11 protein-coding genes and 2 pseudogenes are annotated in these 14,034 nt (G+C 41.3%); 10 read left to right on the top strand and 3 right to left on the bottom strand.

Annotated features, from left to right (window positions below):
• Positions 1–98 precede the first annotated feature (98 nt).
• The 4 genes and pseudogenes from rplU to proB all read left to right on the top strand — a co-directional run.
• Positions 99–410, top strand: coding sequence for a 50S ribosomal protein L21 (gene rplU / locus AOC35_RS11570; RefSeq protein ID WP_084283713.1), 312 nt, complete (start codon positions 99–101; stop codon positions 408–410).
• Between the two features lie 23 nt (positions 411–433).
• The gene (gene rpmA, locus AOC35_RS11565; protein WP_108647228.1) at positions 434–694 is read left to right on the top strand and encodes a 50S ribosomal protein L27; all 261 of its coding nucleotides are present in this window, start codon (positions 434–436) and stop codon (positions 692–694) included.
• 75 nt (positions 695–769) lie between these two features.
• Entirely contained in the window at positions 770–1,849 is a 1,080-nt protein-coding gene (gene obgE, locus AOC35_RS11560; RefSeq protein WP_108647227.1) for a GTPase ObgE, read from the top strand.
• 21 nt (positions 1,850–1,870) lie between these two features.
• Positions 1,871–2,656, top strand: a pseudogene (gene proB, locus AOC35_RS11555) (glutamate 5-kinase); the annotation flags it as partial.
• Positions 2,657–2,728: 72 nt separating this feature from the next.
• Here the strand turns inward: proB and AOC35_RS11550 are convergent.
• Together AOC35_RS11550 and AOC35_RS11545 are read right to left on the bottom strand one after the other, a co-directional pair.
• On the bottom strand, positions 2,729–3,262 hold the full coding sequence (locus AOC35_RS11550) for a CNP1-like family protein (RefSeq protein WP_108647225.1): 534 nt from the start codon (positions 3,260–3,262) through the stop codon (positions 2,729–2,731).
• Positions 3,263–3,379: 117 nt separating this feature from the next.
• Positions 3,380–3,865 (bottom strand): annotated as a pseudogene (locus AOC35_RS11545) (RNA pyrophosphohydrolase); the annotation flags it as partial.
• A 51-nt stretch (positions 3,866–3,916) separates the two neighbouring features.
• Between AOC35_RS11545 and AOC35_RS11540 the strand changes: the two are divergent.
• The 3 genes from AOC35_RS11540 to AOC35_RS11530 all read left to right on the top strand — a co-directional run bounded on the left by AOC35_RS11540 (position 3,917) and on the right by AOC35_RS11530 (position 7,191).
• Positions 3,917–5,653 carry a proline--tRNA ligase gene (locus tag AOC35_RS11540; protein ID WP_108647223.1) on the top strand — a complete coding sequence of 579 codons (1,737 nt, stop codon included), beginning with the start codon at positions 3,917–3,919 and terminating at the stop codon, positions 5,651–5,653.
• Between the two features lie 121 nt (positions 5,654–5,774).
• Positions 5,775–6,203: a DUF6088 family protein gene (locus tag AOC35_RS11535; RefSeq protein ID WP_245898497.1), complete on the top strand. Its 429-nt coding sequence runs from the start codon at positions 5,775–5,777 to the stop codon at positions 6,201–6,203.
• On the top strand, positions 6,190–7,191 hold the full coding sequence (locus AOC35_RS11530; RefSeq protein WP_108647222.1) for a nucleotidyl transferase AbiEii/AbiGii toxin family protein: 1,002 nt from the start codon (positions 6,190–6,192) through the stop codon (positions 7,189–7,191). Before AOC35_RS11535 ends, AOC35_RS11530 begins: the two co-directional genes overlap by 14 nt.
• Before the next feature lie 82 nt (positions 7,192–7,273).
• On the opposite strand, the gene ffh is transcribed toward AOC35_RS11530, so the two are convergent.
• Positions 7,274–8,665, bottom strand: a complete 1,392-nt coding sequence (ffh, locus tag AOC35_RS11525) for a signal recognition particle protein (RefSeq protein ID WP_108647221.1) — start codon at positions 8,663–8,665, stop codon at positions 7,274–7,276.
• Positions 8,666–8,685: 20 nt separating this feature from the next.
• On the opposite strand from ffh, the gene AOC35_RS11520 reads away from it, so the two are divergent.
• The 3 genes from AOC35_RS11520 (at position 8,686) to AOC35_RS11510 (ending at position 13,929) form a co-directional block, all read left to right on the top strand.
• Complete coding sequence (locus AOC35_RS11520) at positions 8,686–9,606, top strand: cytochrome C assembly family protein (protein WP_108647220.1); 921 nt, start codon at positions 8,686–8,688, stop codon at positions 9,604–9,606.
• 98 nt (positions 9,607–9,704) lie between these two features.
• Positions 9,705–10,529, top strand: a complete 825-nt coding sequence (ampD, locus tag AOC35_RS11515; protein WP_281259276.1) for a 1,6-anhydro-N-acetylmuramyl-L-alanine amidase AmpD — start codon at positions 9,705–9,707, stop codon at positions 10,527–10,529.
• Positions 10,530–10,932: 403 nt separating this feature from the next.
• A complete protein-coding gene (locus AOC35_RS11510) occupies positions 10,933–13,929 on the top strand; it encodes a ribonucleoside-diphosphate reductase subunit alpha (RefSeq protein WP_108647219.1) in 2,997 nt (998 codons plus the stop codon).
• Positions 13,930–14,034: the final 105 nt, after the last annotated feature.

Genomic DNA, 14,034 nt, shown 5'->3' with positions numbered 1-14,034 from the left:
TCTTTGACATTAGTGCTTAAAAAACATACAATACAAGGCTATCCCAAATAGTAGTACGTAAAAGTTTTTGGGATTTCAACCCTTTCGAGAGGATTTATATGTACGCGGTCATAAAAACTGGAGGCAAGCAGTATAAAGTTGCTTCTGGAGAAAAATTAAAAATAGAACAGATACCTGCGGACATTGGTAGCGAAATTACACTCGACCAAGTACTGGCCATTGGTGCCGGTGATTCACTGACTTTTGGTGAACCCTTGGTTGTTGGTGCAACTGTCAAAGCCACTGTTATCGCCCAGGGTCGTCACGACAAAGTGAAGATTTTCAAAATGCGCAGACGTAAGCACTATCAAAAACGTCAAGGGCATCGTCAGAATTACACTGAAATCTTGATTAACAACATATCGGCTTAATTTACGGCTAACAGGAGCAAATAATGGCACAGAAAAAAGGTGGCGGTTCGACCAGAAACGGACGCGATTCCGAGTCAAAACGCCTAGGTGTAAAAGTTTACGGCGGTCAGGCAATTAATGCTGGCGGAATTATTATTCGTCAAAGAGGTACTCGTGTTCATCCTGGTACAAACGTTGGTCTAGGTAAAGACCATACGTTGTATGCTTTAGTGGATGGTCATGTACAGTTTGGTGTTAAAGGTGCACAAAAGAAATCCTTCGTTTCCGTTTTGCCTCAGGCTTAATTTCGCCTGACTGAACGATTCGTTTAGATTCAAGGCCTCGCCATTCCGCGAGGCCTTTTTTATTAGAATTGAGCTATGAAATTTATTGACGAAGCACGAATTGAGGTAATTGCTGGTGACGGCGGTTCTGGAAGCGCGTCCATGCGTCGTGAAAAATTTATTGAGTATGGTGGACCCGACGGTGGTGATGGTGGTAGAGGCGGTTCCGTCTATGCCGTTGCTGATCGTAACATTAACACCCTAGTTGATTACCGTTTTTCTAAAACACACCTTGCTAAAAACGGTGAGCCTGGTCGCGGTGCAGATTGCTACGGACGTGCTGGCGATGATATCGAACTGCGCGTACCGGTTGGTACCATTATTGATGATATGGATACGGGTGAGCGAGTTGCTGACTTTGTTACCCATGGCGAACGACTTTTGCTCGCAAAAGGTGGTGAAGGTGGTTGGGGTAATATTCACTTCAAAAGTAGTACCAACCGTGCTCCTCGTCAAAAGACGAGTGGTAAACCTGGCGTGCGTCGTAAATTAAAGTTAGAACTGAAGGTATTAGCAGACGTTGGTCTTTTAGGCATGCCTAACGCGGGCAAGTCGACATTTATTACCGCCGTTTCGAATGCTAGACCTAAAATTGCGGATTATCCCTTTACGACTTTACATCCTAATTTAGGGGTGGTTCGGGTCGGGCCAGAAAAAAGCTTTGTGATTGCTGATATTCCAGGATTGATTGAAGGCGCTGCTGAAGGTGCTGGTTTAGGCCATCGATTTTTAAGGCACCTCCAACGTACTGGTGTTTTATTACACCTAGTCGATATTGCACCATTTGATGAAGGTGTTGATATTGTTGGAGAGGCGAAAGCCCTAGTCAATGAGCTTTTAAAATATGATCAAGATTTGTATGACAAACCGCGTTGGCTAGTATTAAATAAAGTAGATATGTTGGCAGAGGAAGATCGAGCTAAGAAAATTAAAGCATTTATTAAAGGCTTTAAATGGAAAGGTCCTGTATTTGAAATTTCTGCCCTAACCGGGGATGGCTGTCAGGCTTTATGTTTCGCTATTCAAAAGTACGTCGATGAGCGCCAAGCAGCGGTTGACGCTCAAGAAGAGCATGAAGCGGATGTGAGATTTACTGATGTTGAGAATAAAAAGTAGTAATTAACCAAGGAACGTATTGTGAGTGTTTCAGTATTAAAAAACGCTAAAAGAATTGTGATTAAAGTAGGGTCTACTTTAGTTACAAACCACGGTGAAGGTTTGGACCGTGCGGCGATTAGTAGATGGGCTGGACAAGTTGCAGAACTCATGCAACAAGGAAAAGAAGTCTTAATGGTCAGTTCAGGTGCGATTGCTGAGGGAATGCAACGATTGAATTGGTCTGTACGTCCAACTGAGATTCATGAGCTACAAGCCGCCGCTGCTGTCGGTCAAATGGGCTTGGTACAAGTTTATGAAACAGCTTTTAAACGACACGATATCCATACCGCACAAATTCTATTAACGAATGCCGATCTTGCCCACCAAGAACGGTATGAAAATGCTAGAGCAACTCTGACTGAATTACTCAAGCTGAAGGTAGTGCCAGTCATTAATGAAAATGATACGGTCGTTACTGATGAAATTAAATTTGGTGATAACGATACACTAGCCGCCTTGGTTTCTAATTTAATCGGGGCTGATGTGCTGGTTATTTTGACGGATCAAGAAGGTTTATATACGGCTGACCCAAGAAAAAATAGTGATGCTACCTTGATTTCTCAAGCGACAGCAGGTGAGCCTGAGCTGGAGTTAATTGCTGGTGGTGCAGGAAGTAGTCTTGGTAAGGGTGGCATGTTAACCAAGGTGTTAGCAGCCAAAATTGTTTCTAAGTCTTACACCCACACTATTATTGCCTCCGGTAATGAACCTGATGTTCTACTTCGATTAGCTAATGGTGAAATGGTTGGGACTGAGCTTTTAGCAAAAGCTTTTGCTTGAAAATAGGTTCGCAATCTAAACTATTACTAATTAAATTTAATTATCTTTGATTTGAGCTTAATCGTAAGAATTTTTTGGACCAAGTAAACCGTCAAGAATCGCTGCTTTACTCAAAGTAGGTGCACTACCTTGGCAGGTACTAGAACGCGCTAAATAGGTTACATATTGGTTGTAACCTGCTTTTGGAATGGGACGCCAAGTAGCTTCCGGTGGCCTACGCCAGACTCCATCATCTAAAAAGCCATATTGACGGTATTCAAATTCGCCACAACGAAAACCGATATAGATTCCCTGGTATTTCTCACTCTCATTCAATGTCACGACTGTTAATCGGACCTCTTCATCACTGATAAATGAAATACTTTCTTTGTCTATAAAAAACTTGAGTGAACTGTAGGCAAACGGACTAAAAGGAGTTAAATCTTTTACATTAAAGGGCTTTGGCAATTCAACCTCTAAAGTTGCAGCAGCTTTAGCTTCTTCTCGCGCTGCTTCACTTTGAAAAAGTCGTTGTGCAATGCTAAAGCTGCTCATTACCGCAAGCGTAGTTAACAAAGCAAATTTAAAGAGTAAATTAAAACGAATTTTCATATTTTAGGACCTTTGATGACTTTCCTTGCTCGGAGCAGGGGGTGTCGTTGTGACGGATTTTCCAACAGTAATGACATTCACGGGTGATCCCCAAGGAAGAGACATTAGGTGGGTCTTTTTGGAAAGAAAACGGGCAAGTTCGGACAGCGCCAAAATATAAACATCACGCTTGAAGTCAATGACGTCATCAAGCGAAATCCAATAGGGGTTCCAGCGCCAAGCATCAAATTCGGGATGGTCCGTCGCACGCAAGCAAATGTCTGAATCACGACCCGCCATGCGAAGTAAGAACCAAATTTGTTTTTGACCACGATAGGCGACACGACGCCCGCGTGGAGGAGCGTTTCTACGCAAGAATTCATCTGGTACGTCGTAACGTATCCAGTCTTTGGTGCGCCCAATAATTTGGACATGTTCGGGCAATAATCCTACTTCTTCTTGCAACTCACGAAGCATTGCTGCAGTGGGATTTTCTCCATGTTGTATACCACCCTGTGGAAATTGCCACGAGTGTTGACCAATCCGTTTACCCCAAAATACTTCGTTCCGCTGATTTAGAAGAATAATGCCCACGTTGGGTCTATAACCCTCTTTATCGAGCATAAAATACTAATCCTATAAAATCTATAAATTGATTATATATATAAAGATTCCATGAAAGCCACACAAACATTTATTTCTACCTTAAAAGAAGCCCCAGCTGACTCTGAAATCATCTCTCATCAGTTGATGACGAGAGCTGGCATGATTCGTAAATTAGGCGCAGGTATCTACAATTACATGCCAATTGGACTGCGGATTATTCGTAAAGTTGAAAATATTATTCGAGAAGAAATGAATAAAGCCGGCGCCATTGAATTGCTCATGCCAGTAGTTCAGCCAGGAGAGCTATGGGAAGAAACGGGGCGACTCAACAAAATGGGACCCGAGTTATTAAGGATTAAAGATCGCCATCAACGAGAATTCGTGTTGCAACCGACCTCGGAAGAAGTGATTACAGATATTGCCCGGGGCGAAATTAAAAGTTATAAACAATTACCGATTAATTTTTACCAGATTCAAACAAAGTTCAGAGATGAGCGTCGTCCTCGCTTTGGCGTGATGCGTGGACGTGAATTTACGATGAAGGACGGTTATTCATTTGATAAAGATGTCGATGGAATGAAGGCTTCCTACGCTAAGATGTTTGACGCCTATCACCGTATTTTTACTAGATTAGGGTTAAATTACCGTGCCGTAGCCGCGGATAATGGCGCGATTGGTGGAAGTGGTAGTCAAGAGTTTCACGTGATTGCTGATACCGGCGAAGATGCAATAGCTTATTGCGCCTCTTCGGATTATGCGGCCAATTTAGAAGCAGCTGAGGCACTCAGTATACTCACAGTTCGTCTTGAACCTACTCAAGCGATGCAAAAAATTGCAACTCCTGGGGTTACTAAATGTGAAGAAGTTGCTACTTTACTCAATCGACCACTGTCCGATACGATAAAGACAATTGTCTTGGCTGCCGATCAATTTGATCCTAAAACGCTGCAATTATTACCGGGGCGTACCCAGATCTTTGCTGTACTGATTCGGGGTGATCACGAACTAAACGAAGTGAAAGTATCGAAAGTACCAGGACTTGCTGATTTTAGAATGGCTACTGAGGCAGAGATCCTTGAAGCTTTTAATGCTGCACCTGGCTCATTAGGTCCAGTAGGCTTAAAAGAGGGCATCATCGTGGTTGCTGATCGCACTGTTGCGATGATGAGTGACTTTGTTTGTGGCGCGAACGATAGTGGCTATCATTTGAGTGGCGTTAATTTTGTGAGAGATTTACCAGAGCCGATCGTAGCGGATATTCGGAACGTCATAGTTGGCGATCAATCTCCTGATGGTAAAGGGACTTTAGAAATTTGTCGCGGTATCGAAGTTGGCCACGTATTTATGCTGGGAACACGCTATTCTGAGTCCATGAAGGCAAACTTCTTAGATGAGCAAGGGAAAGCCAAGCCTTTTGTAATGGGCTGTTACGGCATTGGCGTTACGCGTTTACTAGGTGCTGCCATTGAGCAATGTCATGACGAGCGTGGAATTTTATGGCCAGAGTCCATTGCTCCCTTCCAAGTTGTTATTTGCCCAGTTTCTTATGACAGGTCAGAACTCATCAAAACAACGACAGATCAAATCTACGCTGATTTAATGGCTGCTGGTGTCGAGGTAATTCTTGATGATCGGGGTGAGCGTCCTGGAGCGATGTTTGCTGATTGGGAATTAATTGGCGTACCGTATCGGATTGTCGTTGGTGAAAAAAGTCTCAAAGAGGGATTTATTGAGTTTCAGGCAAGATCCGAGACTCAGGCCAAGAAAATACTGCCACAAGATATTCTGAAGGAATTGAGGGGCTAATTAGTTTCAGCATTGGATTTTTAATAGAAAAATTAATTATTTAGTGGCAAAAAAATTGTTGCAATTGAACTTTTAATTTGCAACAATAGGACATTCATGTCCTATTGTTGCAAATATTAACTTGGCTGAAAAAACTACCATGCCTCAAATAACTGTGAAAGAAAAGGTAATAGCAAAAATTAATAGATCAAATTCTATTGTTTTTTTGAGAAAAGAATTTGATAGATTGGGGGATTATCGTCAAGTCAGTCGAGCTGTAAACGAAGTGACAGCAAGTGGAATGCTTGTTAAAGTTGGTTTTGGTTTATATGCAAAAGCGCGTCCGTCTACCTTGGATGGAAAGCCAGTACCTATCAAACCTTTAATCAATATTGGGTTAGAGGTTATGCACAAAATTGGCGTCAAAGCGGATGTAGGAAAAGATGCGAAAGCATTGCAAAATGGTCTAAGTAATCAGGTGCCAATGCTACCGATTATTAATATAGGAAATTCTCGAGTAAGTCGAAAAATTTCAGTCGGTAAGCGTCAGGTTGTATATGAAAAAGGTTAACGAATCAATCCGAGACCAGGTTTCAGACTTAATTATTGCAAACAGTTTAACAATATCCGAATTTGCTCTCGAAAAGGACTTCATTGTTACGGAGGTGCTTCATGCAATCTCTGAGATTAATAATGATAAGTTTGATCTTGTTTTTTGTGGAGGCACCTGCTTATCTAAAGCCTATGGCTTGTTAGATCGGATTTCAGAGGATATAGATATAAAACTCGTGCCAAAAAATGGAGTATCACTCAGTAAGAATCATAGAAAAAATACTATTTCAAAATTAAAGAACGAGATTATCAATGCTTTGGTTGAAGTAGGATTTAATGAACAAGATATCTTACTTCAAGCCGGTGACTCAAATACCTATGTTGTTTTTACTGCGATATACCTTAGCCATTTTGAAATCTCAGAATCTATGAGAGCAACAATGAAACTTGAGTTAAATGCCGCAGAGCTTTCCTTACCAAGTGTAAGCTTAGATATAGGGTATTTGTTCAACCAATTACTTGGAATTGAAGATGTTAATAAAAAGAAAATGCTTTGCGTAAATATACAGGAAGCGCTAGTCGAGAAACTTGTCTCATTTCCGCGAAGACTTGCTTTACATTTGACTGATCCCAAACGCTTCGAGCTTGACAAAGCATTGGTAAGACATCTTTTTGATGTAAGTCGAATTATTGTGGCAGATTCTAGACATGTCGATTTGAACGTATTAGCACCTTTAATTGCAAGGACTTTAGATAATGATGCAAAAGATTTTGCAACTCAACACCCTAAATTTCTGAAAAGTCCAATCAATGAAATTACTAATGCCATGAATGTTGCTAAGTCAGAACCACCATATAGAAGAATGTATGATGATTTCATTAAGGTTATGGTGTATGGCACTCACGTTCCAACATTTGAAGAAGCTATTAACAATTTTGAAGCTTTATTGATGGCAATCCTTCCGCCAATTCGAACAAATTATTTACACCATCGTCCAAGCCAATAGGGTCTCAGTAGGTATATACATTCGACATCCACTAGATAATATATTTAAAGAATCTACCTTACTGTTGGTTTATCAAAAGCAATTACTTAAACATTCCTTTTCCAAGGCCTTTGCCCAGTCCTTTGGCGGCCATCTGGCCCATCATTCGACTCATTTTGCCACCACTAAATTGCTTCATCATGGTCTGCATTTGTTCAAATTGATTGAGTAAGCGATTTACTTCTTGTACTTGAACGCCAGCTCCTGCAGCAATACGACGTTTTCGACTGGCTTTGAGTAACTCTGGCTTCGCGCGCTCCAGTGGCGTCATACTATCGATAATGCCTTGCATCCGTTTGATATTTTTTTCAGCCGCGTTCATATCTGTTTTAGCTGCAGCTTGCGCCATTTGGGCAGGTAATTTATCCACTAAGCCAGATAAACCTCCCATATTGCGCATTTGGGTGATTTGACTTCTGAAGTCAGACAAATCAAAACCGCCTTTTTTAATTTTTGCTACTAATTTTTCAGCTTCTTTAATGTCGACATTCTTTTGCGCTTCTTCAACAATTGCCAGAATATCGCCCATACCAAGGATACGGCCTGCCATTCGGTCGGCATCAAACGGATCTAAACCATCAATCTTTTCAGAAACACCCACAAATTTAAGGGGTACGCCGGTGATATGACGAACTGAGAGTGCCGCACCACCTCGAGAGTCGCCGTCGAGTTTGGTTAACACTACTCCGGTCAAAGGTAAGGTGGCATGGAAAGCCTTCGCTGTATTAACGGCGTCTTGTCCGAGCATCGCGTCCACGACGAAGAGGGTTTCAATCGGCTTTAATGCCTGATGTAAACCGGCAATTTCGGTCATCATCGCTTCATCAATACCGAGGCGTCCTGCCGTATCGATAAGTAGCACATCAAAATAATGTTTTCTGGCCCAGTCAATAGCGGCATTGGCGATATCAATCGGCTTTTGACTGATATCACTCGCGAACCACTCTGCTCCCGCTTGAGCGGTTACAGTTTTTAATTGTTCAATCGCCGCTGGACGGTAAATGTCAACAGAAACGGTTAAAACCTTTTTCTTTTGTGTACGAATGAGCCATTTGGCTAATTTGGCAACCGTGGTGGTTTTACCAGCACCTTGCAAACCTGCCATGAGGATGATAGCTGGGGGCTGCGTTGCTAGATTGAGTTGACCTGCTGCCTCTGCTGCGGAGTTACCCCCACGCATAATATTGGCAAGTTCTTCTTTCACAATACCAACTAATGCCTGACCCGGCGTGAGGCTACTAATTACATCTTCACCGAGTGCTTTTTCTTTAATATTGGCTAGTAAATCTTTAATGACGGGCAGGGCAACGTCCGCTTCAAGTAAAGCTAAACGTATTTCCCGTAACATTTCGGCGGTATTTGATTCCGTCAGTCGTGCCTGACCCCGAATGGTTTTAACAACACGTCCTAAACGATCTGTTAGATTTTCTAGCATGAGAGAGTTACACTATTCAAATGTTATTAATATTTCCAAGTCTCGCTTACGCAATTGTTTTAATTGCTTTACTGGCAATGAGTAAAAAAATTGCGCGCTCACACCATGATCAACAAGACAAAGATCAAGATGGTGTAACTCAGGCTACCTCTAATTTAAGAAAACGAGAAAGCATTCCGTTACAAACTACTATTTTTATTTTACTCGTCTTACACGGCGTTGTTTGTTTTCAGGATATTGTGACTCCTGAGGGGATTGTTTTCGGTTTTGCTCAAGCCTTATCTTTGATGGCTTGGGTAGGAGTAGCGCTTTACTGGATTGAAGGATGGTATTTTAATTTGCGCAGTATGATGCCGATGATTATTTCATTAGCCATGCTATCTAGTTTTTTACCTACTATTTATCAAGGCGCTCTACTGTCAACAGAAGCCGTTATTTCTCACGGTTTTATATTGCACTTTATTACTGCCAATATGGCGGTTGGAGTTTTATTTTTATCGGCTGTTCAAGCAATTTTGATTGGATGGCAAGAAAAAAACCTGCGTGCCCAACTCAAAGATCGTCCCGCTGATAAGTTCAATTTTTCTGATGTTTTGTTATTAGGTCAAAAAAAAGGACTTTTAGAACAACTTCCTCCACTAGTAACGATGGAGAAGGTTTTATTCAATATGATCAGTATTGGTTATGTGTTGTTAACTATTGGTGTCTTCTCAGGCGTGTTTTTTAGTCAAGAATTATTTGGTAAACCCCTGATTTTTGATCATAAAACGATTTTTTCCATCCTCTCATGGATGTTGTTTGGCTGGATTCTTTTTGTCCACTGGAAGCATGGTTTGAGGGGATCGCAGGCGTTAAAATGGATTATCGGATCATTTGCCATCCTACTTCTTTCATACGTTGGTAGCCGTTTTGTTTTAGAAGTGATTTTGCAACGCGCTTAAACTTAACCTTAGCCTGCGCCGATAAATGAATGCCAATTTGTTTGCTTTGAAGCTTAAAAACGAACAAGAATACCCCTAAAAACCGATCGATCTTTGATATGAAATTTTTTGAACTACTATTGCTTGCTTTAGCACTGTATTATTTTTTGATACTCCGTCCTAAAGCAGTTAAAGAGAAAAAACGTCGACGTGAGGCTGAAAAAAATTCTAAGCCAAGCAGTCAAGCAACTGCAGCAGCATCGCCAATCATCGAAAAGATGGTGGCTTGTGAATTTTGTAAAGTTCGTTTGCCGGATAGTGAGGCCCTTATTTTTGATGGCAGATTCTATTGTGGAAAGGCCCATTTACAGTCCATTAATGCGGAAGGTTTTTTGGGGAGTTGTAAAAGGGTCTTATCGAATAACTATGACCTCCGACCAGAGAATGTGACGATTGATACGATAGTGATTCATCACATCAGCTTACCCGAAGGAAAGTTTGGCGGTCATGCTATTGAGGATTTCTTTTGCAATCGCTTAAATCCAAAAGATGATCCCTACTACCCCACGATTATTGATTTACAAGTCTCAGCCCATTTTTTGATTAAACGAAGTGGCGAGGTAGTCCAATTTGTTTCTACCCTTAAAAGAGCTTGGCATGCAGGCGCTTCAACCTTAATGGACCGCCAAAAGTGTAATGACTTTTCCATTGGTATTGAACTTGAGGGAACCGGTGAACTACCTTTCGAGCCAGAACAATACCAAGCATTGAAATTATTGATTGAGGAAATTCAAATAAAACATCCCATTTCGATGATTGTGGGACATAGTGATATTTCTCCAGGTAGAAAACAAGATCCTGGAAAATTTTTTGATTGGCAATATTTCAAAGAAATAAGTCAAATTCCTGACCAAAATTTCCCATTTGGTATGAACTCAAGATAAGAGAATCCTCTTCTATGAAGTGAGTGCCTACTTAATTAAATATGACAAATTAGTGAATAGAAAATAACTTCAAAAAAAGTGGGTTTTATTAGGGAAAACCTTAAAAAAATTCTTCAATAATCTCTTCCCTAGACTGTCAAAAGACCCTATACTTAGTATCAGAGTCGACACAAACCACAATATATAGTGGTTTTTCATGTGCCCCGCAAAATTTTATAAACATATCAGTAAGTTATAAAAAATTAGCGAAACTGTCTTTGAAATTGCAAATTGCTGTTGCGTGTTGAAGTTCGAATTAGATAGAAACGAATCAGAAGAGAAGCAAATAATTGAAGGTCCAACGCGCATTGGTAAAAATTTAGCCGTTGAACTAATGACAAAAATGAATTTAAGGAGCTTGTAAATGACATACCCCAATCCTCAAGGGAACAATTTTGAATCTGAATCAACCACCCAAATCGGTGGGGTAAGTCCTTTTGCCGGCCCAGCAGGTGCAAGCAGTGCATTTATCGAAGGTGGTGTTGGTGTAGCACATGCTACTCAACTATCTGATTATAAAATTATCCGCAGAAATGGCGCAGTAGTAGCATTTGAGCCATCAAAAATTGCTATTGCCGTAACCAAAGCATTTTTGGCTGTTAACGGTGGTCAAGGAGCTGCTTCTGCGCGTGTGCGTGAGCAAGTGGAGCAATTGACTCAAGTCGTTGTGAAAGGCCTATTACGTAGCCGTCCTAATGGTGGTACTTTTCATATTGAAGATATTCAGGATCAAGTCGAATTAGCTTTGATGCGCAGTGGTGAACATAACGTAGCGCGTGCCTATGTATTGTATCGCGATAAAAGAAATCAAGAACGTCAACAAACAATAGCACCGGTATCAGCTACTCCCGTCATAGCTCACCCCGGCATTAATGTGACAGATAAAGGCGTACTGAAGCCTTTGGATATGGCGAATCTACAAGGAATCTTAGACGCAGCTTGCCAGAATCTCGGTAGTCACATCGTATCTACAACGATTTTGACAGATACGATTAAGAATTTATATGAAGGCGTTCCGATTGAGCAGGTATTTGATTCAGCAATTTTAGCTTCAAGAACTTTAATTGAAAAAGACCCTGCATACAGTTTAGTAACAGCTAGAATTTTGATGCACGTCATTCGCCGCGATATCTTAGGTGTCGAAATTCCACAAGCAGGAATGCAAGCGGTCTATGCAGAGTATTTTTCTAAATTCTTACGTCGTGGTGTGAAAGAAGAATTACTCGATCCTAAATTACTACAGATTTTTGATATTGCTAAGCTCGGTGCCGCTTTAAATGCATCACGCGATTTACAGTTTAACTACCTCGGCTTACAGACTTTGTTTGACCGCTACTTCTTGCATATTGATGGTCAGCGGATTGAAATGCCACAGGCATTTTTCATGCGTGTCTCAATGGGCTTGGCATTAGAAGAGGCTAACCCGACAGAACGTGCGATTGAATTCTATGAAATTCTTTCGAAATTTGACTTTATGTCAAGTACGCCGACTTTATTCAACTCAGCTAGTTTGCGTTCACAGTTGTCTAGCTGCTACTTGACGACGATCCCAGATGATTTAGACGGCATTTACGAAGGCTTGAAAGAAAACGCCTTGTTGTCGAAGTTTGCCGGTGGCCTCGGTAACGATTGGACAAATGTACGTGCCTTAGGCAGTCATATTAAAGGCACGAATGGTAAGTCACAAGGCGTGGTACCGTTCTTGAAAGTAGTCAATGACACAGCAGTAGCTGTGAATCAAGGTGGTAAGCGTAAAGGTGCCGTCTGCGCCTATTTAGAAACTTGGCACTTGGACATTGAAGAGTTCTTAGAACTCCGTAAAAACACGGGTGATGATCGCCGTCGTACACATGATATGAATACCGCAAACTGGATTCCAGACTTATTCATGAAGCGTGTGATGGAAAATAAAGATTGGACACTCTTTACACCGTCATCAACTCCTGACTTGCATGATAAGTTTGGTTTAGCGTTTGAAGAAGCCTATGTTGCTTACGAGAAAAAAGCGGATGCTGGTGAGATCAAACCATTTAAGCGTATTCCAGCATTGCAGTTATGGCGCAAAATGATTGGTATGCTCTTTGAAACAGGCCATCCTTGGATTACTTTCAAAGACCCATGTAACGTCCGTAGTCCTCAACAACACGTCGGTGTGGTTCACTCTTCTAACTTATGTACTGAAATTACACTCAATACCAACGAGTCAGAAATTGCGGTTTGTAATTTAGGTTCAGTCAACCTCACGGCACACATGATGACGGATGCTAACGGTAAATTAGTTTTAGATCATGCTAAGTTAGAGAAAACGATCGCGACTGCGATGAGAATGCTCGATAACGTGATTGATATTAACTATTACGCTGTAGCAAAGGCGAAGAACTCTAATATGCGTCATCGTCCAGTTGGACTAGGTATTATGGGTTTCCAAGATTGTTTACATATGCTCAGAATTCCTTACGCAAGTCAGGAAGCTGTGGAGTTTGCTGATACTTCAATGGAAGCAGTGTGTTACTACACATATAAGGCATCCAATGCTTTAGCAAAAGAGCGCGGCACTTATAGTACCTACAAAGGATCATTATGGGATCGCGGTCTACTACCACAGGATACGAATGCACTCTTGTTAAAAGAGCGCGGTGGTTACTTAGAAGTAGACTCTTCGAGCAAAATGGATTGGTCTGGACTACGCGCTAGCATTGCAGCACATGGTATGCGTAACTCAAACTGTATTGCAATCGCCCCAACTGCGACTATTTCAAACATTATTGGCGTGTCAGCATGTATTGAACCAACTTTCCAAAACTTGTATGTGAAGTCAAACTTGTCTGGTGAATTTACGGTTGTCAATGAGTACTTGGTTCGCGATTTAAAAGAGCGTGGCTTGTGGGATGAAGTGATGATTGCCGACCTCAAATACTTTGACGGTTCATTAGCTAAGATTGATCGTATACCAAATGACTTAAGAGAAATTTATGCAACTGCTTTTGAAGTAGATCCAAAGTGGATTGTAGAAGCAGCCTCAAGACGTCAAAAATGGATTGATCAAGCACAGTCACTCAACATTTATATGGCCGGTGCCTCAGGTAAGACTCTTGATGATACGTATAAATTAGCTTGGATTCGTGGTTTGAAGACAACTTATTACTTGCGTACAACTTCAGCCACACAGGTAGAAAAATCAACTGTCTCCAAAGGAACCCTCAATTCAGTTTCAAATGGATCTGAGGAGGCATTAGCAGCGGCAGGAAATACCACTACTGTTTCTAGTAGTTTTGCTGAAGGACCTATAGAAGCCGATGGACCCGTTTGCACAATGCGTCCTGGAGATGATGGTTTCGAAGAATGCGAAGCTTGCCAATAAGTAGGAAAATAGAGGATTAAAAAGACGAGTCACATGATTGAAAGGGAAGTTAGATATCAATGATGTGATTCGATCTAAGAAGAGTTTAGTAAGTGTGAAGTAAAG

The sequence above is a fragment of the Polynucleobacter rarus genome (assembly GCF_003072505.1).
Taxonomy (GTDB): Bacteria; Pseudomonadota; Gammaproteobacteria; order Burkholderiales; family Burkholderiaceae; genus Polynucleobacter; species Polynucleobacter rarus.
Note: the sequence above shows the minus strand (reverse complement) of the source record. Positions and strands in the feature narration are given on the sequence as shown.

Bases quoted from the DNA above. Each gene is read 5' to 3' on its own strand.
- rplU (WP_084283713.1), top strand. From the start codon at position 99: ATGTACGCGGTCATAAAAACTGGAGGCAAGCAGTATAAAGTTGCTTCT.
- rpmA (WP_108647228.1), top strand. From the start codon at position 434: ATGGCACAGAAAAAAGGTGGCGGTTCGACCAGAAACGGACGCGATTCC.
- obgE (WP_108647227.1), top strand. From the start codon at position 770: ATGAAATTTATTGACGAAGCACGAATTGAGGTAATTGCTGGTGACGGC.
- AOC35_RS11550 (WP_108647225.1), bottom strand. From the start codon at position 3,262: ATGAAAATTCGTTTTAATTTACTCTTTAAATTTGCTTTGTTAACTACG.
- AOC35_RS11540 (WP_108647223.1), top strand. From the start codon at position 3,917: ATGAAAGCCACACAAACATTTATTTCTACCTTAAAAGAAGCCCCAGCT.
- AOC35_RS11530 (WP_108647222.1), top strand. From the start codon at position 6,190: ATGAAAAAGGTTAACGAATCAATCCGAGACCAGGTTTCAGACTTAATT.
- ffh (WP_108647221.1), bottom strand. From the start codon at position 8,665: ATGCTAGAAAATCTAACAGATCGTTTAGGACGTGTTGTTAAAACCATT.
- AOC35_RS11520 (WP_108647220.1), top strand. From the start codon at position 8,686: ATGTTATTAATATTTCCAAGTCTCGCTTACGCAATTGTTTTAATTGCT.
- ampD (WP_281259276.1), top strand. From the start codon at position 9,705: ATGAAATTTTTTGAACTACTATTGCTTGCTTTAGCACTGTATTATTTT.
- AOC35_RS11510 (WP_108647219.1), top strand. From the start codon at position 10,933: ATGACATACCCCAATCCTCAAGGGAACAATTTTGAATCTGAATCAACC.